Genomic DNA, 20,618 nt, shown 5'->3' on the forward strand with positions numbered 1-20,618 from the left:
CCTTGCGTAAACAAGGAGTTTTTTATTACTATTTCTTTTTCAATCTATCTTTAAAGACTTTCTCGAATTTTTCAATCTTGGGTTGAATTACCATTTGACAATAGGTTTGGTTCTTATTGTTTTCATAATAATTTTGATGATAATCTTTCGCTTTATAAAAAGCTTTAAACGGTTCTAAAGTGGTTACAATTTTACTGCTGTAAACTCTAGCACTATTCAACTCAGCAATGATACTTTCAGCCGCTTTCTTTTGTTCTTCAGTTGCATAAAAAATAACCGAACGATATTGTGTCCCAACATCACCACCTTGTCGGTTCAAAGTTGTTGGGTCATGAACCGTAAAAAACACCTCTAAGATTTCATCTAAATTCGTTCTGGTTTTGTCATACGTAATTTCAACTACTTCAGCCGCACCCGTTATTCCGGTACAAACTTCTTCGTAACTCGGATTTTCAACTGTTCCGCCAGCAAATCCAGAAACCACTTTGTCTACACCTTCTAATTTTTCATAAACGGCTTCAACACACCAATAGCATCCACCACCAAGAACAATAGTCGCTAAATTTCCTTTGGTTTCTGTTGCATCCGGCACAAAATCTAATGAAATAGCATTCATACAATACCGTTTTCCTGTCGGCTCCGGACCATCATCAAACAAATGTCCCAAATGACTATTACATCTTCCGCAAAGTGCTTCAGTACGGCGCATTCCGAATGAATTGTCATCTTTAAAAACAACACTTTCTTTATTCTCTTGTTCAAAAAAACTTGGCCAGCCACAACTGCTTGTGAACTTTTGGTTTGATTTAAAAAGTTTTAATCCGCAGGCCGCACAATAATAAGTTCCTTTGGTTTCTGAATTCCAAATCGTTCCGGTGAAAGCTCTTTCAGTATCAGCTTCTCTAGCAACAGCATATAAATCAGGCGACAATACTTTTTTCCATTCGGCATCAGTCACATTTAATTTTTTAGTATCGGTATTAGAATAATAAGGATTTCCAGGTTTTGAAATTACGTTTTCCATAGCAATGGGTTTTGAAGTTGTGTTTTGATTGTTATTTGATTGCCCACAAGCATTCAGCATGAATAGTGGAGACAAAAGTAAAAAGTTAAAAATGGATTTTCGCATGACGGTTGATTTTTAAATCTGATACAAATTTACGCTACATATACGAGGCAAAATGTCAAGTAGATTACAAATTGCAGCTATTTAAGGAAAGTTTAACGCTTGTTCGAAATGTATAGTTATGAAGGCTGATTTTTTTTCGTATTTTTGTCCTTCTCCCGAAGCCTCGGGAATGCTCAGGATGACAAATATTACACGTAATGATTGAAGAACAAGTAATCTTGGTTAACGAACAAGATGAACCTATCGGTTTGATGAATAAACTCGAAGCGCATGAAAAGGCAATTTTGCACCGTGCTTTTTCGGTTTTTGTGTTGAATCAAAACAATGAAATCATGCTGCAGCAGCGGGCGCATCAAAAGTATCATTCACCTTTATTATGGACCAATACCTGTTGCAGCCATCAACGAGATGGTGAAACCAATATCCAAGCAGGAATTCGAAGATTACATGAAGAAATGGGTTTCAAAACCCAACTAAAAGAACTGTTTCATTTTATTTACAAAGCGCCTTTCGACAATGGTTTGACCGAACATGAATTAGACCATGTGATGATTGGTTATTATAATGAGGAACCAAAAATTAATGAAGAAGAAGTAGAAAGTTGGAAATGGATGAAAATTGAGGACGTGAAAACCGATATGATTCAAAATCCAGATATCTACACCGTTTGGTTCAAAATCATATTTGACGAATTCTATCATTATTTAGAAGACCACAAGCTATAACTCATAACTTATAATTCATAACTCATAACTATGCGAGTAACCGTTTCAAGAAAAGCCCATTTCAATTCCGCCCATCGATTGTATCGTAAAGATTGGTCAATGGAGAAAAACGACGCCATTTTTGGCAAGTGTAATAATCCCAATTTTCATGGACATAATTACGAGTTAATCGTTTCAGTTACTGGAGAAATTGACCAAGAGACTGGTTTTGTTGTTGATGTAAAAATATTATCTGATTTAATCAAAGAACATATCGAAAATGCTTTCGATCATAAAAACCTAAACATAGATGTTCCTGAGTTTGCAAATTTAAATCCAACTGCCGAAAACATAGCGGTAATAATTTGGCAAAAACTCCGAAAACATATTGATAGTAATAAAGATTTAGAAATCGTTCTATACGAAACCCCTCGAAATTTTGTAACCTACAACGGAAATTAATGGCACTAAAAATTGGGGACAAAATCCCTTCATTTACTTCGATAGATAGCAAAGGAGATTCTTTTGAGATAAAAAGTTACATTGGAAAACCATTAGTAATTTATTTTTATCCAAAAGATGATACGCCCGGTTGCACCATTCAAGCTTGCACTTTTCGGGATAAGTATGAAGATTTTAAAGCACTTGGTGCAGAAGTGATTGGCATAAGTAGTGATAGTTTGCAATCCCATCAAAAGTTTGCTTCACGATACAAGCTTCCTTTTATTTTACTTTCTGATTTTGATAAAAAGATTAGAAGTCAATTTGGTGTGCCAAATGATTTTTTAGGATTAATTCCCGGCAGAGCTACTTATGTTGCGGATAAAAACGGAATAATTCAATTGATTTTTGATAGCACTTCCAGTAAAATTCATATCGAAAAAGCGCTTGAAATTCTCAAAAGAATGTAAGTTTGCTGAAAATAATTCCAAATGAAATTATATCCGTTACAGTTTGAACCGATACTAAAAGAAAGAATTTGGGGCGGAACCAAGTTAAAAACTTTTCTCAACAAACCAATAACTTCCAATATCACTGGTGAAAGCTGGGAAATATCTACCGTTGAAAATGATGTTAGCATTGTTGCCAATGGTATTTTCAAAGGAAAATCATTGAACGAATTAATTAATGAATTACCAGAAGCGGTTTTGGGGACTAAAGTTTATGCCCAATTTGGTAAACAATTTCCATTGCTTTTTAAATATCTCGATGCCCGCGAAGACTTGTCCATACAATTGCATCCCAATGATGAATTAGCCAAAAAACGTCACAACTCTTTTGGTAAAACCGAAATGTGGTACGTGATGCAAGCCGATGCTGATGCTAGATTAATTGTTGGTTTCAAAGAAAAATCGTCACCTTCAGCATTTATTCAAAATCTGAACAACAAAACATTACTCCACATTCTTGATACCAAAAAAGTAAAGCAAGGCGATGTTTTTATGTTGGAAACAGGAACTATTCACGCCATTGGTGCCGGAATTGTTGTTGCCGAAATCCAGCAAACTTCCGATATTACGTATCGTGTCTATGATTTTGATAGAGTAGATGCCAATGGAAATAAAAGAGAATTACACCTTGATTTGGCTTTAGAAGCTATAAATTATGAGAAGATTGAAGCACAACGATTGTATTCCAAAACCGAAAATGTTTCGAATGAAGTAGTCAATTGCAACTACTTTACAACCAATTTTATTCCGCTTGACGGAACTACTGAAATTAATAAAAACCAAACTTCATTTACAGTTTATATGTGTGTGGATGGTGACTTTCAGCTAACAGTTGATGGAGAAAGCTACACTTATCAAAAGGGAGATACCGTTTTAATTCCGGCAAGTTTAACTGATTTTCAACTTTCTGGAAAAGCATCAATCTTAGAAATTTATATTTCGTAGTTTGTTTTCTAAAGATTTAGTGTAATTTTGCACCGAATTTTAAAAATAAAGAAAATGCCAAGTGTTAAAAATTTAAAGAAAGATATTAACTTCGTATTGGGTGATATTATTGAAGCAGTTTACATTTATGAAATGACAACTACCGGAAAACCATCTGATAAAACAAACGCTATCATTGATGAAGCTATCACGTCTTTTGACGGTTTGATTGAAAAAGTTAATGCTAAGAAAGTAGAAAATAAAAAAGCGCATTTCAAGCAAATCAATGCAGATTTAGAACAAACTGCAAATCAATTGGTTGAAAAAATCAACGCACTTTAATAAAAAAAAGTTTGTAAATATTTTGGTGGATTGAAATTCACTTTTATATTTGCAGAACTATTACGCCGCCAGCGTAGCTCAGTTGGCTAGAGCAGCTGATTTGTAATCAGCAGGTCGTGGGTTCGAGTCCCTCCGCCGGCTCCAAAAGAAACCGTTTCGTTTAATCGAAGCGGTTTTTTATTTTATATGAAATTGGGACGAGAAGTTTATCCCGTCTCGTTTTTTATAACGAGACGGGAAGTCCCTCCGCCGGCTCCAAAAAAGGGAAACGAAAGTTTTCCTTTTTTTTATGGAATGAATTGCCATCACTGAATTGCCATCACTTTCAAGTGATGGTTTTTTGTTTTTAAGAAAGTAAGGCTAAAAAAAACATTTTTGAAAACCATTTCAATTCGTATCTTTATTGGCTTCAAAATTTTGAAAGATTAAAAATTATTTAAAAAAATATGTGCTCTACAAAACAAAGTGAATTTATGCAGGAAGCAATTCAGCTTTCTATCGAAAATGTAAAATCGGGTAAAGGCGGACCGTTTGGTGCTGTCATTGTGAAAGACGGAAAAATTATTGCTCGTGGTGCCAATGGCGTAACTTCTACGAATGACCCAACAGCACACGCCGAAGTGGTGGCAATCAGAAATGCCTGCTCCGCCTTAGGAACTTTCCAATTGGATGGTTGCGAAATCTACACGAGTTGCGAGCCTTGCCCGATGTGTTTGGGAGCCATTTATTGGGCACGACCAGACCGAATGTATTTTGCCAACACAAAAAAAGACGCTGCTGATATCAACTTCGATGACCAATTCATCTACGAAGAATTAGAATTGCCTTACCAAAACAGAAAATTGGAAACCATTCAAATGATGAATGAAGAAGCTTTGGAAGCATTTAAACTTTGGTCTGAAAACATAAACAAAATAGAATACTAGATTTCTAAATCAGCATGATTCAATTTATATTAAATAACCAACTGATCAAAACCAACAAGCCAGCTAGTACCACTCTGCTGGATTTTGTTCGTTATGACGAAAACTTACGCGGTACAAAAATCGGTTGCCGGGAAGGCGATTGCGGTGCTTGTACTGTTTTAATTGGCTCGATGAAAGAAGGAAAACTCGAATACATGAGCGCTACTTCTTGCTTAACACCATTGCCTAACATTCAAGGAAAACATGTCGTTACAGTCGAAGGTTTAAACTTACCGGACAAACTAAACCAAGCGCAACAAGCGATGGTCGATTGTTCGGGAACGCAATGTGGTTTTTGTACGCCAGGTTTTGTAAACTCGATGTGCGGTTATGCGCTAACGTGTGCCAAACCAACATTAGAAAGTGCGATTAGTGCTATAGACGGAAATATTTGTCGATGTACAGGTTATAAAACTATAGAACGTGCGTCGGCACAATTGGCTGAAAAACTGCAAGCGAAAGATAAAAGTGACTCAATGTCGTGGCTGGTTGCCAATGAATTTGTACCCGATTATTTTTTAGGTATTGAAGAGAAGCTAAAAGCAATTCAAACACCGTTTGTCACGCCCGCAAAGGTAGGAATTCCAATTGGTGGCGGAACCGATTTATACGTTCAGAAGCATGACGAATTGAACGATTTCGATTTGGATTATCTGTTTGATAAAAGCGAATTAAACGGAATTACTTTTGAAGGAAATCGTTGCATACTGAAATCATCAGCAACAGTTACCGATTTGATGGAAAACGAACGCTTATTGGAAACTATTCCGAATTGGTACAAACACTTAAAATTACTTTCGTCAACACCAATCCGAAACATAGCAACTATAGCCGGAAATATTGCCAATGGTTCACCAATTGGGGATTTTACGATTATTCTTTTGGCAATGAAAGCACAACTGACATTGACCAATAAAGAAAATAGTAGTCGAAAAGTAATGCTGAAAGATTTCTATTTAGGCTACAAAACTTTAGATAAAAAAGCAGACGAAATCATCACCGAAATCGCTTTTGAATTACCAACCAACGGAACGCAATTCAATTTTGAAAAAGTCTGCAAAAGACAATACTTAGATATTGCGAGTGTGAATACAGCAATTTCAATTTCAACTAATGGAACTACGATCACCGAAGCCCACGTTTCAATCGGTGGAGTAGGACCAATTCCGAAATACCTGGAGAAGACTAGCGAATTTTTGTTAAGCAATGATATCACAGTTTCAGTTATAAAAGAAGCGGAGCAAATTCTGCAAACCGAATTATCGCCAATAAGCGATGCGCGAGGAAATGAAGCCTACAAAAGATTGTTGGGACGTCAATTGTTCTTCAGTCATTTCATTACACTTTTTCCCGAAACCATTAAAATGGATGACTTGATATGATTAATATAGACGCACATAATCACGTAAAAGGAAAATCCATTTACCTTGATGATATTCAGGAAGTACATGGAACATTGTATGCGCTTCCGTTTGATTCTACTGTGGCTCATGCTAAAATAACGAGCATTGATTATAAAAATGCCTTGAACTGTCACGGAATAGTTTCGATTTTAACTGCGAAAGATGTTCCGGGTGAAAATCAAATTGGTGGTATTATTCCAGATGAACCTTTATTCGCAGAAGATGAAGTTCACTTTCGTGGACAAGTAATTGCTTTGATTGTCGGAACATCAGAACATCATTGCCGAATGGCAGCGAAATTGATTAAAGTCGAATTCGAAGAACTTCCAATAATTGTTGATCCAAGAGAAGCGCAGGCGAAAGGCAAATTAATCATGCCTCCGAGACAATTCAAATTGGGTGATACAGCTTCAGCCTGGGCGCAATGCGAACACATTTTCGAAGGCAGAAGCGACGTCAATGGACAGGAACATTTATACATAGAAACACAAGGTGCTTACGCCCGACCAAAAGAAGACGGAAGTATTGTCATATCATCATCTACTCAAGGTCCAACTGCCGTGCAACGAATGGTGGCTCAGGTTTTGGGAATTCCAATGCACAAAATCGAAATCGATACGGTTCGACTTGGTGGCGGTTTTGGAGGAAAAGAAGACCAAGCAACGCCTTGGGCCGTTATGGTAGCACTGGCTTGCCAGATTCTGCACAAACCAGTAAAAATGGCGATGCATCGAATGGACGATATGCGCATGACAGGAAAGCGACATCCATACTCAGCCGATTTCAAAATTGGTTTAGATAAAAATTATAAAATTATCGCCTACGAAGTAACGCATTATCAAAACGCCGGAGCTGCAGCCGATTTGTCGCCAGCAGTTATGGAGAGAACTTTATTCCATTCGACCAATGCTTATTTTGTTCCGAATGTGATTGCGAAAGCGTACAGTTGTAAAACCAATTTGCCGCCAAACACCGCTTTCCGAGGATTTGGTGGACCTCAAGGAAAATTTGTAATTGAAGCCGCGATTGTAAAAGCTGCAGAATCATTAGGCGTAAGTCCGGCATTGATTCAGAAAGCGAATTTGGTAAAAGACGGCGACGAATTATCGTATGGACAAATTCTGCAACAAGTTGAAGCAACCAATACATGGGAAACCTGTATGAAAAGCTACGATTATGAAGCACAAAAAAATAGGGTAGAAGCCTTTAATAAAACCAATACGCGTTTCAAAAAAGGTTTGGCGATACAACCCATTTGTTTCGGAATTTCGTTTACCAATACGATGATGAATCACGCGCGCGCTTTGGTGCACATTTATCACGATGGTAGCGTTGTGGTAAGTACCGGCGGCGTTGAAATGGGACAAGGTTTGAATACCAAAATGCTTCAGATTGTGGTGGAAACTTTTGGAATACGTCCGAATCGCGTTAGAATTGAATCTACCAATACGTTACGGGTTGCTAATACATCACCAACAGCTGCTAGTGCTGGAGCTGACCTTAACGGAAAAGCTTTGCAAATGGCTTGTAAAGCTTTATTATCAAGATTACTGAAAGTTGCGGAATCAGAATTGAATACTGACAAGTTACAGATTAACGATGAATTTTTGTTTGCTAATGACAAGGCAACAGAAATCAGCTGGAAAGATTTGGTAATGAAAGCACATGTAATGAGAGTAGCACTTACCGAGAATTCGCATTATGCTACGCCAACCATTCATTATGACAAAACCAAAGAGAAAGGACATCCGTTTGCGTATCACGTTTACGGAACTTCCATTCATGAAGTTACGGTTGATTGCCTAAAAGGAACTTATGAGTTTGACAGCATCAACATCGTTCACGATTTTGGAAAAAGCATGAATAAGGCCATCGACAACGGTCAGATTGAAGGCGGATTGGTGCAAGGAATCGGTTGGATGACATTGGAAGAAATTATTTATAATAATCAGGGAAGATTGGTTTCAAATGCGTTATCGACTTATAAAGTTCCCGATATTTATTCGGTGCCAAAGCAAATTAACATTCAACATTTAGAAACCGAAGGCCACGAACTCGCCATCAATAAATCAAAAGCAGTAGGCGAACCACCATTAATGTATGGAATTGGAGCTTATTTCGCTATTCGAAATGCTGTAAAAGCCTTTAACCCAAATGCAGAGTTGGCAGTAAATGCACCTTATACTCCGGAAAAAGTGTTGCTGGATTTGTATCGGGAGTTATAGTCAGTTAGAAATATTATTAAAAAGAAACCGCTCCATTACTGATGCGGTTTCTTTTTATCTATAAGTCAACTGCGACTGCGACTGAACGCCTGTCTGCCGACAGGCAGGCTACTTCCCAGCTCTATTCTCCAAAATCTTCTTAAACGAACGCCCACGAATTTCATCCAAAGTCAGACCTGTTGCCAAAACTTCTTCCTCAGTAATCGCACCGCTGTTTAGTGCACGAAGGAAATAATTTAATAATCCTTGTCCTGTTGCCGCATCATCAAATACGTCTCCGATTAGGGTGGCACGCGCTGCTTTCTCTACAAAAGTTTTCAAACGCTCTACAGCATCGTCATAACTTTCCAAAAAGAATGCATATACCGCCGCATAACGCATCGGGAACTGCGCAGGATTCAAATCCCAACCTTGGTAATAGCCATTCCACAACGAATGTCGGATATGGTCGTAACCTTTTTTCCAGGCTCTGTGGACGACTTCCATGTTTTCTTTTTCCTGAGCTGGACTCAAATCGCCTCGGTGCGGACCAATAGGCATCGTATTCGTAGCACCATCGCTCAACCAGATTCCAGTATGAGCCAAAGCTACTTTCGTCACATGATGCGCAAAATCGCAAACCGGATGATCCATTTCCTGATATTTTGCTGTAATGCTGCAGCTTGCGGTATAATCATACGTTCCAAAATGCATTGCAATGCAACGACCTTGAGCGGCTTTTATAAATCGGTATAACGGATTCGTTCCGTCAATATCCATAATGGCTTGCGTGGTTTCTACCATCATTTCCATTTTCAAGGTTCCTTTTGCCAAACCTAATTCTTCTTCCAAAATGGTAAAGAAATTAGCCAAAGTTTCCGGTTGCTCCGGAATAGTCACTTTTGGTAACATCACTACAAAATTATCCGGTAATTTTCCGTGAGTAGCTTTTACTAAAGTAGTCACAAAAATATCTAACGTACGCAATCCTCTTTCTTTCATTTCTTCGGTAAACGGTTTGATTCGAATACCTATAAAAGGAGAAAGTGTTTTTTCTTGCATTCCTTTAGCAACTTCCAAGGCAGCAGAAATAGCTGTTGCATCTTCTTCCTCATTGCTTCGGTTGCCATAACCATCTTCAAAGTCAATACGGAAATCTTCAATAGCCTCCGATTTTAATTTGGCCACGACCTTATCGTAAATCCGCTTGCTGAAATCAGTTCCACCAGTTAAGCCAAATGCTTTTCCAAAAACTTCATGGTTTGGTGCATAGGTTTCTAATATTTCTATAGCACGACGACCAAGTGCTATTGGCGCATCCGATTTAAAAAGGTTAGCTCCACCATACAAGGTATGCACTGGCTGACGCTCGCTTCGGTCACCAGGATATATTTCGTTGAAAGTCGAATTGGCTTTGCTTAAACTGTTGAACAATTGTTCTTTTTTGTTATTAGGAATTGTCATTTTTATACGTTTTTGTCTATTCTCTATATTCTTTTCTCTTGCTTCTTTTAGTTTGTCACCCTGAGCCTGTCGAAGGGCTAACTTCCTCTATACGTACTATATCCAAATGGATTCACCAACAAAGGAACGTGATAATGCGTTTCGTCAAAAGTGCTGAAAATGATTTCTACTTTTGGGTAAAAGGTTTTGGTATTTGAGTAATAGTTTCCGGTATCGAAAACCATTTTATACGTATCCGGTTTTAGGTTTCGCTCTTGCGGAAGTAAATCCGGAATTCTACCGTCACTGTTGGTAATACCTTGCGCAATGGTTTGCCAAACGCTATTTCTAAAAGCTTGTAATCTGATGGAAATGTCTTTTCCGGGAATTCCTGTCGAGGTATCTAAAACGTGGGTTGTGATTTGGCTAACTTTCAGGAAACTGAAATCGCTATCAGGTAGCATTTTTTTGAAACGGATGATGGAGATTTTCTGCTGTTCGCCCTTGGCAATATGCAGTTCTTCTTCGGCTGTGTTTTGCAAACGGTCATTCAATAAAGCTAACATTTCGGTTGCTGATTTTCCTGTAGCGCAAACGATGAAAATGAATCCGTTTTTGTTTTCATAATCGGTATTGGCTTTCGACAAATGTTGAATTACTTCCTGCGTCGCCACTGCAACTCCTGCTTGTTCTTTACCGGCGAACTTTTCGGTAAGGCTTTTTACATTGCCAATTTTCGGATGATGTGTAAATGATTCTCTCCAATCTGCTTCAGTACATTCGTCATACCAAATTTTGGATGATAAATCCACCAATTGCTTTTCGGAAACAAAAGGGAAGTGCTTCATCATAGAATCTGCCCATTTTTCCGAACCACAACAAGCGAATAATTCTCTTTTTGCAGTTTCTTCGGGTAAGGTGTTAAATGCTAATAAGTTCATATATATTTCTTTGAAATGTAAATTTAGTTTAAAAGTGTTTTACCGCAGATTCGCAGATTATTTAAATTTATTAAATGGTAAATCTGCGAATCTGCGGTTTTTTTTTATTTCAAACTCGCACCTTGTTCAATCCAACAGCGAATCATGTTTCGCTCTTCTTCGGTGATGTTGGTTTTATTGTTTTGAGGCATCGTTTTGGTAATCACCACACGCTGCATAATCAAATCTCTTTTATTGTAAATATCCTGAGGTGTATCATATTTTACGCCATTTGGAGCGGTAGTATAGACATCGTCTGTTGGAGCAGAAGAATGGCATTGTGCACAACGCTTTTGGATAATCTCCTGAACTTCAGTAATACTGACTTCTTTTTTACATTCATAAGGATTCGTGCTTGGTGCTGAAATAAAGCAGGCTGCTAAAAGAATAATCACGGAAACTGGTAAAATCCAAACATTGAGTTCTCTTTTTTCTTTTAGATTAAGATAATGTTTTACTCCGGCCGCACCAGGTGAAATTATTGCCAAAATCAACCACGGATATTCGTATCCAAAGGTAGACGGAAAGTGATTACTAACCATCACGAACAACACAGGAAGCGTAAAATAATTATTGTGCAGTGAACGTGCTAGAGCTTTTTTACCCAAACTCGGATCTAAAGGAATTCCCAATTTAGCACAAAGCACCATTTCTTTTTGTCCCGGAATAATCACGAAGAAAACGTTCGCAACCATAATACCGCCAATCATCGCTCCAAAATGGATATAAGCGGCACGAGCACTGAATACATGACAATAGAACCAGGCAAATAAAATCAGAAATGCAAAACCAACCAAAGCAAACGCCAATTGGTTTTTGATTAAGGAAGATTTGCACATCTTGTCGTAAATCAACCAGCCAACTACAAACGAACCAACTCCAATCAGGATTCCTTCAGTAGCCGTAATATCCAATACATTCTTATCAATCAAAAACGCAGAAGCATTGAAATAATACACCACAAACAGCAAACAAAACCCCGAAAGCCAGGTAAAATAAGCTTCGTATTTGAACCAGTGCAAGTGTTTCGGAATTGTCTTTGGCGCGACTTTATATTTCTCTAAATAATAAAATCCGCCACCGTGAACAGCCCAAAGGTTTCCGGCCAATTCATCACGTACATTTTCAGTTCTATTCAAGGCATTTTCAAGGAAAACAAAATAGAAGGAAGCTCCAATCCATGCAATTCCGAAGGTAATATGCATTAAGCGAATGACAATATTCAGCCATTCCATCATATGACTTTCTAATGGCGTTCCTTCAACTAAAATATAGGTGTTGACCAAAATCCCGACTATCAACAACAACATTACGGCATAGATGTAATTCATGCTCGTGTTTCTAATGTCTTCGTCGCTTTCAGGATTTTTTTGAGATTTTCCTTTTAGGAAGTTGGGCATTTTATATGACATATAGGCCAACGTAATCAATACGCTGAATTCAATTACATACAAAACGATTATTATAAAGGTTCCTACTGACACTACTTATTGATTTTACCAAACAATCGTAAACGACCGATTCCACCGTCAGGGAAGATGTTCAATCTGACGTGAGTAATTCCGTTATAACTATTTATTTCTTTTACAAATTCGTGTTCGTTGTCGGCGCTTAATTTTTGCTGAGGTAACAAAGTTTGCCAATCACCACGATTGATGACTGCTTCGTCATTATCGCTTACGCAGTATTCAATCGAACAGCTATCAGGATAATTTCCTTTGAAATGACACGTATCAACTACAATTCGGTCAACGGTTCCTTTGTGGGCTAGTTTCAGAATAACCCAATCGCGATTGTTTGGCGTTCGGTTACGTTTGGTTTCCCAACCGTCGCCCATATTGGCACCACGGTTTGGCATAATCAAATTACTCATCGCGCTAAAGAACATATCATTGCAAGCAATCGCTTGTCCGCCGTTAATGGCGGCCGCTAAATCAATAGTATCATTTGTTGAAACCGCATTCCAATTCTTGAAAACTTCTCCGTAAACTCGTAATCGCGCAACGCCACCATCAGGATAAATATGTAAACGTAAATGTGTGTGTGTCTCATCACTTTCACATTTGTAAAAGTTTTGTGAACCCGCATCTAAATGTGATTTAGGTAGAATTTCTTTCCATGCTAAATTCTCCCAATCCGAAATACCTTCAGCATTTGGCAAATTAATAGCTTCAATCGAAGCATGTGGTGGATGATTTCCCAAAAAGAAATTGGTGTCAATATCGAAACCCGTAATTTTTCCCGAAGTTGCCAATTGGATGATTGCCCAATCGTGTCCGGGAGTTCTCTTTCTTCGGCTTTCCCAACCGTCCATCCATTTGCCTCTGTCGGTATATTTATCGTGTATGAAAATGCCTCGTGTTGGCAGAATTAAGTTTTCTTTTTCGGCAAAGAAATCATCGGTACTATATAAAACCTTTCCGCCTAATCGTTCTGCGGCTAAATCGGTAAGTGAAGTAAATGCTGGTGATTCTTTTATAATCTCGGTTACTTTTGCAAAAGCCATTGTCCTTTATTTTTGTTTTGTATTGATTTATTGTGATAAACAGTTGCCCCATTTACTATCGTTTCGAGCACTTGACCGTTTAAGTTTTGCGCAATATATGGACTTATTTTATATCTGAAAAAAATGTCTTTAGGTTTTACTAAATCGATTGCGTCAGGATTCCAAATTACGATGTCGGCATCATTGCCAATTTTGAGTTCACCTTTGGTAGAAGCTTTAATAAAATGCGCTGGTTTTGAAGTCACTAAAGGGATAAATTGTTCCAATGTCATCGTGCTTTTCAGTGCTGTCCATGAAGCTGTCAGCAGAAATTGAATGCCTGCAATTCCGCCCCAGGCTTTCTTTAAATTGCCGCTTTCCATTTCCTTGATATTTGGCGGAGCAGGCGAGTGGTCAGTCGTTATAAAATCTAAAACACCAGAAACAAAAGCATGTTTCAGTTGTTCATTATTGGAACGTTCCCGAATTGGCGGTGCGCATTTGTAAATGCAGTTGGCGTCCGGAATATCCTCAGCATTAAAGAAAATATATTGGGCGCAGGTTTCTGCTGTAATGGGTAAACCTTCTTTTTTGGCAGCTTCAATTTTGGATAACGCTTCCGCGGATGCAACGTGAACGATATGAACCGGGCAATTGTGTTTTCTACACATTCTAATCATCAAATCGATGGCATCGTTTTCCCATTGCTTTGGACGGCTTGCCAAATAATGCTCATAGCTTGTTGGATTGTTATCAAAATCACAATCAACTTCGGTATCGTATAATTCGCAGTGTGCCAATAACGGCATATTGTGTTTAGCAATAATCGGCATCGCTTCGTCTAAATCTTTTTCGGTAACATTCGGAAATTCATCAATACCTGAATGTGTCAGAAAGCATTTTACACCTACAACACCGGCTTGAATCAGTTCTTCTAAATGACCAGCATTTCCTGGAATCAGTCCACCATAAAAACCAACATTGACATTCATTTTGCCTTTCGAGGCTTCGAGTTTCTGATTAAAAGCATCCAAAGTTGTCGTCACCGGACTTGCATTCAGCGGCATGTCAATAATAGTTGTTGAACCTCCAGCCGCCGCAGCTTGAGTTGCTGTTTCAAAACCTTCCCATTCGGTTCTTCCGGGTTCGTTGATATGAACGTGGACATCAATAACGCCAGGCATAATGACTGCATTACCAAAATCTTGGGCGTCATTTAACTTCTTGAAATCAATGGAGGTAATACTTCCGTTGCTAAAACCGATGGTTGCTAGCTGTAGTTTATTTTCTACCCAAACTCTATTGCTATATATTTTTCTTTCGTGCACTATGGTTGTTTTTTGAATTTACCAGAAAGGCAAACGTACAAAGTTAAAGATAAAAAGTTAATTTTTGAATCAGAAATAATAATGACTGTTATTGCATATAAGGTGTAATTGAAAGTTCAAAATGAACTATAAGAAAGCATTCGAAATGCGATATTAATTGTGTAATTTAGCCATCCAATAAAAAGCACTTTTATGAATAAGAATGGACCAATAATAGTTATTGAAGATGATAAAGATGATCAGGAGTTAATGTCGGAAGTATTTGAGGAATTAGGTTATAAAAATGAAATACTCTTTTTTGGAGATGGTGAAATAGCATTGGATCACTTAATAAATAATCGTGTTGAACCTTTTATCGTTTTTTCTGACATCAACATGCCCAAACTAAACGGAATGGAACTTAGGGAAAAAATCCACAACAATGAAGATTTAAATCTAAAATGCACACCCTATTTATTTTTTTCTACAAGTAATGAACAGCAACATATAATTGATGCTTATTCAAAATCGGTTCAGGGTTTTTTTGTCAAGCCCAATAACTATGATGATTTAAGAAAAACTTTAAAAATTATAATCGAGTATTGGAAAGCATGCGTTTCTCCAAATTATGTTAAATAATATTTCCTAACTTCGTTTTTTTCAAACATAGTAGTCCGTTTCATAATCCGAAACAATGATTTTAGATTTCTACAGAAGAGTTTGCCAAACCCTCCAATCCGAAAAACGATTGGTGCTTATGATTGTTATTGCCAATGAAGGAAGCAGTCCGGGACGTAAAGGCTTTAAAATGGCTGTTGCCAAAAACGGAATGTTTGGTACGATAGGTGGCGGAATCATGGAGCACAAATTGGTAGAATACGCGCAATCGCTTATAAACAAACCATCTTTCGAACCTTTTATAAAACATCAGATTCACGATAAATCAGCACTCAAAGACCAATCGGGAATGATATGCTCTGGTCAGCAGACAATTGCTTTTTATGATATTAAGGCTGATTTCCTTCCTTTGATTAACCAAATTTTGACAGAAGAGAATTTCCAGATTACCTATAACAATCACGGTATTAATATTCTTTCTGAAAACCCTGAATGGTCGTTTACCGAAACCAATTCGTTACCACAAAAAGTCTATATCATTGGTGGAGGACACGTTGGTTTAGCGTTAAGTGAAGTGCTTTCGCGTATGGATTTTGAAATTCATATTCTAGATCATCGGGAAAATCTCAATACGATGGAAGCAAACTATTTTGTTACCACAAAACAAATTATCGATTTTGAAGAAATTGGAAATTATATTCCAGAAGGAAATGATGTATATGTCGTAATTATGTCTTTTGGTTACCGAACTGACGATATTATAATCAGACGATTAATCAATAAAAATTTCAAATATATCGGAATGTTGGGAAGCAAGGAAAAGATTGCAACTTTATTCCAAAACATGATTGTCGATGGTTTCGATAAAGATACAATTGCCAAAGTCTATGCGCCAATTGGAATCGATATCAAAAGCGAAACTAATCAGGAAATTGCCATCAGCGTTGCTGCACAATTAATTCGAGTTAAAAATCAAAACAGATGATTTCTACTTCCGAAGCTTTTTCGATACTTGAAAATTTGAAATATTCCAAAAGAGTAATGGAACTTCCGTTATTAGAAGCACGTAGTCATGTGTTGGCAGAAACTGTTTTTTCTCCAATCAACATGCCACCATTCTGTCAAGCTACTATGGATGGTTTTGCGGTTTGTTTACACGATTCGTTACAGTATGAAATTGTTGGCGAAGTTAAAGCGGGCGATTTCTATACAAATGAACTAAAGCCCGGTCAGGCAGTAAAAATATTTACTGGAGCTGCGGTTCCTGATTCGGCGCAAGCCGTAATCCAAATTGAAAAAGTAACTGTTGATGGTTCAAATTTACTTTTAGAGGAAATCATAAAGCCAGAAACGAATGTTCGTCAATTAGGAGCACAGATTATGAAAGGCGCTATTGCTTTGGAAGAAGGCACATTCCTAAGTCCAGCAGCAATTGGGTTTTTAACTGGATTGGGATTTACTAAAGTCAAAGTATTTCAAAAACCAAGCATCGGAATTGTCGTGACAGGAAATGAGCTTGTATCAGCTGGAGAAAATTTGTCAAGCGGAAAAGTATACGAAAGCAACGCAATCATGTTGCAAACGGCTTTATTCGACGCAAATTATAATGAAGTTTCGCTTTATAAAGTCAACGATGATTTTGAAAACACTAAAAATGCACTTGAAAAATCCATAAATGAAAACGATATTGTATTGGTTTCGGGCGGAATTTCCGTTGGAGATTATGATTTTGTTGGCAAAGCTTTGGAAAGTTTAAAAGTAGAAACGCTGTTTTATAAAGTCAATCAAAAACCTGGGAAGCCTTTATTGGTTGGAAAGCAAAACGAAAAAATAATTTTTGCTTTACCAGGAAATCCTGCGGCGAGTTTGACGTGTTTTTATGTGTATGTTTTGCCCACATTGCAAAGACTTTCTGGAATCAGTCACAAATATGGTTCTGATTTGAAGAAGAATTTAGCTCACGATTATGCTGTCGATAATCCACGTTCTCAGTTTTTGAAAGCATCAATTGTTGATGATTCGGTTACTATTTTGTCGCATCAGGATTCGGGAATGTTGAATTCCTTTGCGCTTGCCAATGCTTTGGTTTATGTACCTGATGGAAACTATCAATTGTTAAAAGGAGATAAAGTTTCGGTTTATCTTATCTAAAATCATAATTGTCTTTATATTTACGGTTCGTTAATTTTTAAAAATATGTTGGAAAGCGAACTCATTCAATCTCCATTATTACTCGTTTTGTTGCTCATTGTTGCTTTTTTGTACGCAAGCGTCGGACATGGCGGCGCCAGCGGTTACTTAGCTTTGATGAGTTTATTTGCGTTTCCGATAACGTTTATGAAACCAACCGCTTTGGTGCTGAATATATTGGTCTCAGCGATTTCGTTTTATTTTTATTATCGCGAGAAAAAGTTTGAATGGAAGTTGTTTTATCCGTTTGCGATAACCTCGGTTCCATTCTCATTTTTAGGCGGAAGCCTCACGATTGAAACGCATATATATAAAATCATCTTAGCCACTGTTTTGCTATTTGCCGTAGCCAGATTAGTTGGTTTATTCGGAAAGCAAAAAGGAGAGCTGAAACCGATAAATATTCCATTAGCTTTATTTATTGGTGCTGTAATCGGATTTTTATCAGGATTGATAGGCATTGGCGGCGGCATCATTTTGAGTCCGGTGATTTTACTTTTGGGTTGGGCTGATATCAAAAAAAGTGCAGCCGTTTCGGCTTTGTTTATTTTTGTGAATTCTGTTTCCGGACTTTTCGGATTTGTGTCCAAAGGCGGAACCTTGCCAATTTCTTCGGTATCTTTGATAGCCGTAGTTTTGGTTGGCGGAATTCTGGGTGGTTATTTCGGAAGCAAAAAAATGAATACGCAAATGTTGCGAAATGTTTTGGCTTTGGTTTTACTCATTGCTATCTTTAAATTGTACACAACCTAATGGAAATTGCGGTCAAATATTTCGGAATTATAGCCGATATTACCCATAAAAAGGAAGAGTCATTTTTTATTGATGATAAGTCAAGTACACTAAAATCGTTACAATTAAAAATTGAAATGAAATATCCTAAAATACTGGTTATTAATTATTCAATAGCTGTAAATAAAAAATTCCTACAAAATGATATTTTGTTAAAAAACCAAGATATAATAGCATTTTTACCGCCATTTGCAGGAGGTTAAAAAGTAAACACAATGAAACGATACGAACGACAAATAGCGCTGCCTGAAATTGGAATTTCGGGTCAACAAAAACTAGCCGAAGCCAAGGTTTTAATTATTGGCATTGGAGGTCTGGGTTGTCCTGTTTTGCAAAATCTTGTTGGTGCCGGAGTTGGAACGATCGGTCTTGTTGATGGTGATGTAGTGGAAGAAACCAATTTGCATCGTCAGTATTTATATACCTTGAACGATTGCAGTAGAAACAAAGTCGAAGTTGCTGCTGAAGTTGTTTTAAAACAAAACCCAGAAGTAAGCATAATTCAACATTCAGAATATTTTTCCAAAGAAAATTGCCTTGAAATTGTTTCCGATTACCAAATCATTGTCGATTGCTCTGATAATATTCCAACGCGCTATTTAATCAACGATGTAGCAGTGGCAAAAGGAATTCCTATGGTGTATGCTTCAATCCATAAGTTCGAAGGGCAACTTTCGGTTTTCAATTATAAAAACGGGCCAACCTATCGTTGTTTGTTTCCGGAAGATGATCGATTAGAAGCTATTCCAAATTGTAATGATTCCGGAGTTTTGGGAGTTTTGCCAAATGTCTTAGGAACGATGCAGGCGAATGAAGTAATAAAAATTATTCTGGGAATTGAAGAAGTTTTAAGTGGTGAGTTGTTATTGTATAATAGTTTAGATAATAGTTTTCAAACTATTAAAATTCAAAAAGATATAAATTTTATAAATAAAGTAAAGATCAAAAGCAGCAGTATTTCAGAAGCCGATTTTTTTACCAATGATGATTCTCTAATAATTGACATTCGGGAAGAATATGAAGAACCAAAATTGGATTTGGAAACTATCAAAAGCGTACCTTTGTCACAGTTGGATGATTTCCTGAAAGATATTGATTCAAGTCAAAAAATAGTTCTGGTTTGCCAACACGGAAATAGAAGCGAACTGGCTGTTGATTATCTAGTGAAAAATGGATTTACCAATGTTTTTCATTTGCAAAACGGAATAGAATCTTTAGAGAGAATACTTAATGACAACAGATAAACCAAAAAAAACAACATTTATTCAAGGTGCAATTCACGCTGAATTCATTGGAAATTCTATCGCGAAGCACCAAAGTAAAACGACTATTGGTGCGCATAATATTTTTCTTGGACAAGTTCGTGCGGATGAAATTGATGGCAAAACAGTTTTGGCTATTGAGTATTCGGCTTATGAAGAAATGGCTGAACAGAGTTTTCATGAGGTTCGAGAAGCGGCTTTCGCCAAATACGACTTAACCTGTTTACATATTTATCATAGTTTAGGAATCGTAAAGACTGGCGAAATTTGTTTGTTTGTATTTGTTTCTGCCCCACGAAGAAAAATGGTTTTTGAAGCGATAGAATTTTTGGTAGAAGAAATAAAACAAAAAGTTCCGGTATTTGGCAAAGAATTGTTTGAAGACGAAACCTACACCTGGAAAAAAAACACATAAAATGGTCGACATCACACATAAAATCACAACGCTGAGAACGGCAACGGCACAAGCCATTGTAACTGTTGGTTCGGCTGAAACAATTCAAGCTATATTGGATAAAAAAGTCCCAAAAGGCGATGTGCTGGAAGTGTCGAGAACTGCGGGATTATTTGCTGTTAAAAATACGTCAAGTGCCATTCCGGATTGTCATCCAATACCGATTGAGTATACCGGAATTCAGTTTGAATGTTTGAAAGAAAGTATCAAAATTGAAGTTACGGTAAAGACGATTTACAAAACAGGCGTTGAGGTTGAGGCTATGCATGGCGCCTCCATTGTCGCTTTGACGATGTATGATATGTTGAAACCAATAGATAAAAATGTCGAAATTTCAATCGTAAAATTACTCCATAAAAAAGGAGGTAAATCAGAATATGCAACCAAGCAAAATCCGAGTTTAAATGTTGCTGTTTTGGTTTGTTCCGATAGTGTTTCGGCTGGAAAGAAGAAAGATAGCGCAGGG

22 protein-coding genes and 1 tRNA gene are annotated in these 20,618 nt (G+C 37.4%); 17 read left to right on the top strand and 6 right to left on the bottom strand.

Going from position 1 to position 20,618, the window contains the following annotated elements; translation table 11 throughout:
• Positions 1-28: 28 nt before the first annotated feature.
• Positions 29-1,129: a bifunctional methionine sulfoxide reductase B/A protein gene (locus RMN97_RS11810; protein ID WP_409024894.1), complete on the bottom strand. Its 1,101-nt coding sequence runs from the start codon at positions 1,127-1,129 to the stop codon at positions 29-31.
• 197 nt (positions 1,130-1,326) lie between these two features.
• Here RMN97_RS11810 and idi point away from each other — a divergent pair, with 197 nt between their 5' ends.
• The 9 genes from idi (at position 1,327) to RMN97_RS11855 (ending at position 8,642) form a co-directional block, all read left to right on the top strand.
• A complete protein-coding gene (idi, locus tag RMN97_RS11815) occupies positions 1,327-1,854 on the top strand; it encodes an isopentenyl-diphosphate Delta-isomerase (RefSeq protein WP_309614725.1) in 528 nt (175 codons plus the stop codon).
• A gap of 30 nt (positions 1,855-1,884) precedes the next feature.
• Positions 1,885-2,295, top strand: coding sequence for a 6-carboxytetrahydropterin synthase (locus tag RMN97_RS11820; RefSeq protein ID WP_309614726.1), 411 nt, complete (start codon positions 1,885-1,887; stop codon positions 2,293-2,295).
• Positions 2,295-2,744 carry a peroxiredoxin gene (locus RMN97_RS11825; RefSeq protein ID WP_309614727.1) on the top strand — a complete coding sequence of 150 codons (450 nt, stop codon included), beginning with the start codon at positions 2,295-2,297 and terminating at the stop codon, positions 2,742-2,744. The genes RMN97_RS11820 and RMN97_RS11825 overlap by 1 nt, the downstream gene beginning before the upstream one ends.
• A gap of 21 nt (positions 2,745-2,765) precedes the next feature.
• Complete coding sequence (locus tag RMN97_RS11830; protein ID WP_309614728.1) at positions 2,766-3,728, top strand: type I phosphomannose isomerase catalytic subunit; 963 nt, start codon at positions 2,766-2,768, stop codon at positions 3,726-3,728.
• A 54-nt stretch (positions 3,729-3,782) separates the two neighbouring features.
• Positions 3,783-4,049, top strand: coding sequence for a hypothetical protein (locus RMN97_RS11835; RefSeq protein WP_290283881.1), 267 nt, complete (start codon positions 3,783-3,785; stop codon positions 4,047-4,049).
• Between the two features lie 67 nt (positions 4,050-4,116).
• Positions 4,117-4,193 (top strand) — tRNA-Thr (locus RMN97_RS11840).
• 302 nt (positions 4,194-4,495) lie between these two features.
• Positions 4,496-4,975, top strand: a complete 480-nt coding sequence (locus RMN97_RS11845; protein WP_309614729.1) for a nucleoside deaminase — start codon at positions 4,496-4,498, stop codon at positions 4,973-4,975.
• Between the two features lie 14 nt (positions 4,976-4,989).
• Positions 4,990-6,396 carry an FAD binding domain-containing protein gene (locus RMN97_RS11850; RefSeq protein WP_309614730.1) on the top strand — a complete coding sequence of 469 codons (1,407 nt, stop codon included), beginning with the start codon at positions 4,990-4,992 and terminating at the stop codon, positions 6,394-6,396.
• Positions 6,393-8,642, top strand: coding sequence for a molybdopterin cofactor-binding domain-containing protein (locus RMN97_RS11855; RefSeq protein WP_309614731.1), 2,250 nt, complete (start codon positions 6,393-6,395; stop codon positions 8,640-8,642). Before RMN97_RS11850 ends, RMN97_RS11855 begins: the two co-directional genes overlap by 4 nt.
• Positions 8,643-8,750: 108 nt before the next feature.
• Here RMN97_RS11855 and RMN97_RS11860 read toward each other — a convergent pair whose 3' ends face one another.
• From RMN97_RS11860 to allB, 5 genes are all read right to left on the bottom strand, one after another.
• Complete coding sequence (locus tag RMN97_RS11860; protein ID WP_309614732.1) at positions 8,751-10,085, bottom strand: DUF6986 family protein; 1,335 nt, start codon at positions 10,083-10,085, stop codon at positions 8,751-8,753.
• Between the two features lie 77 nt (positions 10,086-10,162).
• Positions 10,163-11,005 (bottom strand): 2-oxo-4-hydroxy-4-carboxy-5-ureidoimidazoline decarboxylase, encoded by an 843-nt coding sequence (gene uraD / locus RMN97_RS11865; RefSeq protein WP_309614733.1) that lies wholly within the window; start codon positions 11,003-11,005, stop codon positions 10,163-10,165.
• 104 nt (positions 11,006-11,109) lie between these two features.
• Complete coding sequence (locus RMN97_RS11870; RefSeq protein ID WP_309614734.1) at positions 11,110-12,528, bottom strand: urate hydroxylase PuuD; 1,419 nt, start codon at positions 12,526-12,528, stop codon at positions 11,110-11,112.
• Positions 12,528-13,550 carry an allantoicase gene (alc, locus tag RMN97_RS11875; protein ID WP_309614735.1) on the bottom strand — a complete coding sequence of 341 codons (1,023 nt, stop codon included), beginning with the start codon at positions 13,548-13,550 and terminating at the stop codon, positions 12,528-12,530. Before alc ends, RMN97_RS11870 begins: the two co-directional genes overlap by 1 nt.
• Entirely contained in the window at positions 13,532-14,857 is a 1,326-nt protein-coding gene (gene allB, locus RMN97_RS11880; protein WP_309614736.1) for an allantoinase AllB, read from the bottom strand. The genes alc and allB overlap by 19 nt, the downstream gene beginning before the upstream one ends.
• Positions 14,858-15,049: 192 nt before the next feature.
• Between allB and RMN97_RS11885 the strand changes: the two genes are divergently transcribed.
• The 8 genes from RMN97_RS11885 to moaC all read left to right on the top strand — a co-directional run.
• The gene (locus RMN97_RS11885) at positions 15,050-15,475 is read left to right on the top strand and encodes a response regulator (RefSeq protein WP_309614737.1); all 426 of its coding nucleotides are present in this window, start codon (positions 15,050-15,052) and stop codon (positions 15,473-15,475) included.
• 55 nt (positions 15,476-15,530) lie between these two features.
• On the top strand, positions 15,531-16,439 hold the full coding sequence (locus RMN97_RS11890) for an XdhC family protein (RefSeq protein WP_309614738.1): 909 nt from the start codon (positions 15,531-15,533) through the stop codon (positions 16,437-16,439).
• On the top strand, positions 16,436-17,605 hold the full coding sequence (locus RMN97_RS11895; protein WP_309614739.1) for a molybdopterin molybdotransferase MoeA: 1,170 nt from the start codon (positions 16,436-16,438) through the stop codon (positions 17,603-17,605). Before RMN97_RS11890 ends, RMN97_RS11895 begins: the two co-directional genes overlap by 4 nt.
• 45 nt (positions 17,606-17,650) lie before the next feature.
• Positions 17,651-18,397, top strand: coding sequence for a sulfite exporter TauE/SafE family protein (locus RMN97_RS11900; RefSeq protein WP_309614740.1), 747 nt, complete (start codon positions 17,651-17,653; stop codon positions 18,395-18,397).
• Entirely contained in the window at positions 18,397-18,639 is a 243-nt protein-coding gene (locus RMN97_RS11905; protein WP_309614741.1) for a MoaD/ThiS family protein, read from the top strand. The genes RMN97_RS11900 and RMN97_RS11905 overlap by 1 nt, the downstream gene beginning before the upstream one ends.
• Before the next feature lie 12 nt (positions 18,640-18,651).
• Entirely contained in the window at positions 18,652-19,680 is a 1,029-nt protein-coding gene (locus RMN97_RS11910) for a HesA/MoeB/ThiF family protein (RefSeq protein ID WP_309614742.1), read from the top strand.
• Positions 19,667-20,113, top strand: coding sequence for a molybdenum cofactor biosynthesis protein MoaE (locus RMN97_RS11915; protein ID WP_309614743.1), 447 nt, complete (start codon positions 19,667-19,669; stop codon positions 20,111-20,113). Before RMN97_RS11910 ends, RMN97_RS11915 begins: the two co-directional genes overlap by 14 nt.
• Position 20,114: 1 nt before the next feature.
• On the top strand, positions 20,115-20,618 hold a 504-nt coding region (gene moaC, locus RMN97_RS11920; protein WP_309614744.1), incomplete at its 3' end, for a cyclic pyranopterin monophosphate synthase MoaC.

The organism is Flavobacterium sp. (genome assembly GCF_031381455.1).
GTDB lineage: Bacteria > Bacteroidota > Bacteroidia > Flavobacteriales > Flavobacteriaceae > Flavobacterium.

What these genes read in the sequence shown, in the direction of transcription:
- RMN97_RS11810 (WP_409024894.1), bottom strand. Translation starts at nt 1,129, where the DNA reads ATGCGAAAATCCATTTTTAACTTTTTACTTTTGTCTCCACTATTCATG.
- idi (WP_309614725.1), top strand. Translation starts at nt 1,327, where the DNA reads ATGATTGAAGAACAAGTAATCTTGGTTAACGAACAAGATGAACCTATC.
- RMN97_RS11820 (WP_309614726.1), top strand. Translation starts at nt 1,885, where the DNA reads ATGCGAGTAACCGTTTCAAGAAAAGCCCATTTCAATTCCGCCCATCGA.
- RMN97_RS11825 (WP_309614727.1), top strand. Translation starts at nt 2,295, where the DNA reads ATGGCACTAAAAATTGGGGACAAAATCCCTTCATTTACTTCGATAGAT.
- RMN97_RS11830 (WP_309614728.1), top strand. Translation starts at nt 2,766, where the DNA reads ATGAAATTATATCCGTTACAGTTTGAACCGATACTAAAAGAAAGAATT.
- RMN97_RS11835 (WP_290283881.1), top strand. Translation starts at nt 3,783, where the DNA reads ATGCCAAGTGTTAAAAATTTAAAGAAAGATATTAACTTCGTATTGGGT.
- RMN97_RS11845 (WP_309614729.1), top strand. Translation starts at nt 4,496, where the DNA reads ATGTGCTCTACAAAACAAAGTGAATTTATGCAGGAAGCAATTCAGCTT.
- RMN97_RS11850 (WP_309614730.1), top strand. Translation starts at nt 4,990, where the DNA reads ATGATTCAATTTATATTAAATAACCAACTGATCAAAACCAACAAGCCA.
- RMN97_RS11855 (WP_309614731.1), top strand. Translation starts at nt 6,393, where the DNA reads ATGATTAATATAGACGCACATAATCACGTAAAAGGAAAATCCATTTAC.
- RMN97_RS11860 (WP_309614732.1), bottom strand. Translation starts at nt 10,085, where the DNA reads ATGACAATTCCTAATAACAAAAAAGAACAATTGTTCAACAGTTTAAGC.
- uraD (WP_309614733.1), bottom strand. Translation starts at nt 11,005, where the DNA reads ATGAACTTATTAGCATTTAACACCTTACCCGAAGAAACTGCAAAAAGA.
- alc (WP_309614735.1), bottom strand. Translation starts at nt 13,550, where the DNA reads ATGGCTTTTGCAAAAGTAACCGAGATTATAAAAGAATCACCAGCATTT.
- RMN97_RS11885 (WP_309614737.1), top strand. Translation starts at nt 15,050, where the DNA reads ATGAATAAGAATGGACCAATAATAGTTATTGAAGATGATAAAGATGAT.
- RMN97_RS11890 (WP_309614738.1), top strand. Translation starts at nt 15,531, where the DNA reads ATGATTTTAGATTTCTACAGAAGAGTTTGCCAAACCCTCCAATCCGAA.
- RMN97_RS11895 (WP_309614739.1), top strand. Translation starts at nt 16,436, where the DNA reads ATGATTTCTACTTCCGAAGCTTTTTCGATACTTGAAAATTTGAAATAT.
- RMN97_RS11900 (WP_309614740.1), top strand. Translation starts at nt 17,651, where the DNA reads ATGTTGGAAAGCGAACTCATTCAATCTCCATTATTACTCGTTTTGTTG.
- RMN97_RS11905 (WP_309614741.1), top strand. Translation starts at nt 18,397, where the DNA reads ATGGAAATTGCGGTCAAATATTTCGGAATTATAGCCGATATTACCCAT.
- RMN97_RS11910 (WP_309614742.1), top strand. Translation starts at nt 18,652, where the DNA reads ATGAAACGATACGAACGACAAATAGCGCTGCCTGAAATTGGAATTTCG.
- RMN97_RS11915 (WP_309614743.1), top strand. Translation starts at nt 19,667, where the DNA reads ATGACAACAGATAAACCAAAAAAAACAACATTTATTCAAGGTGCAATT.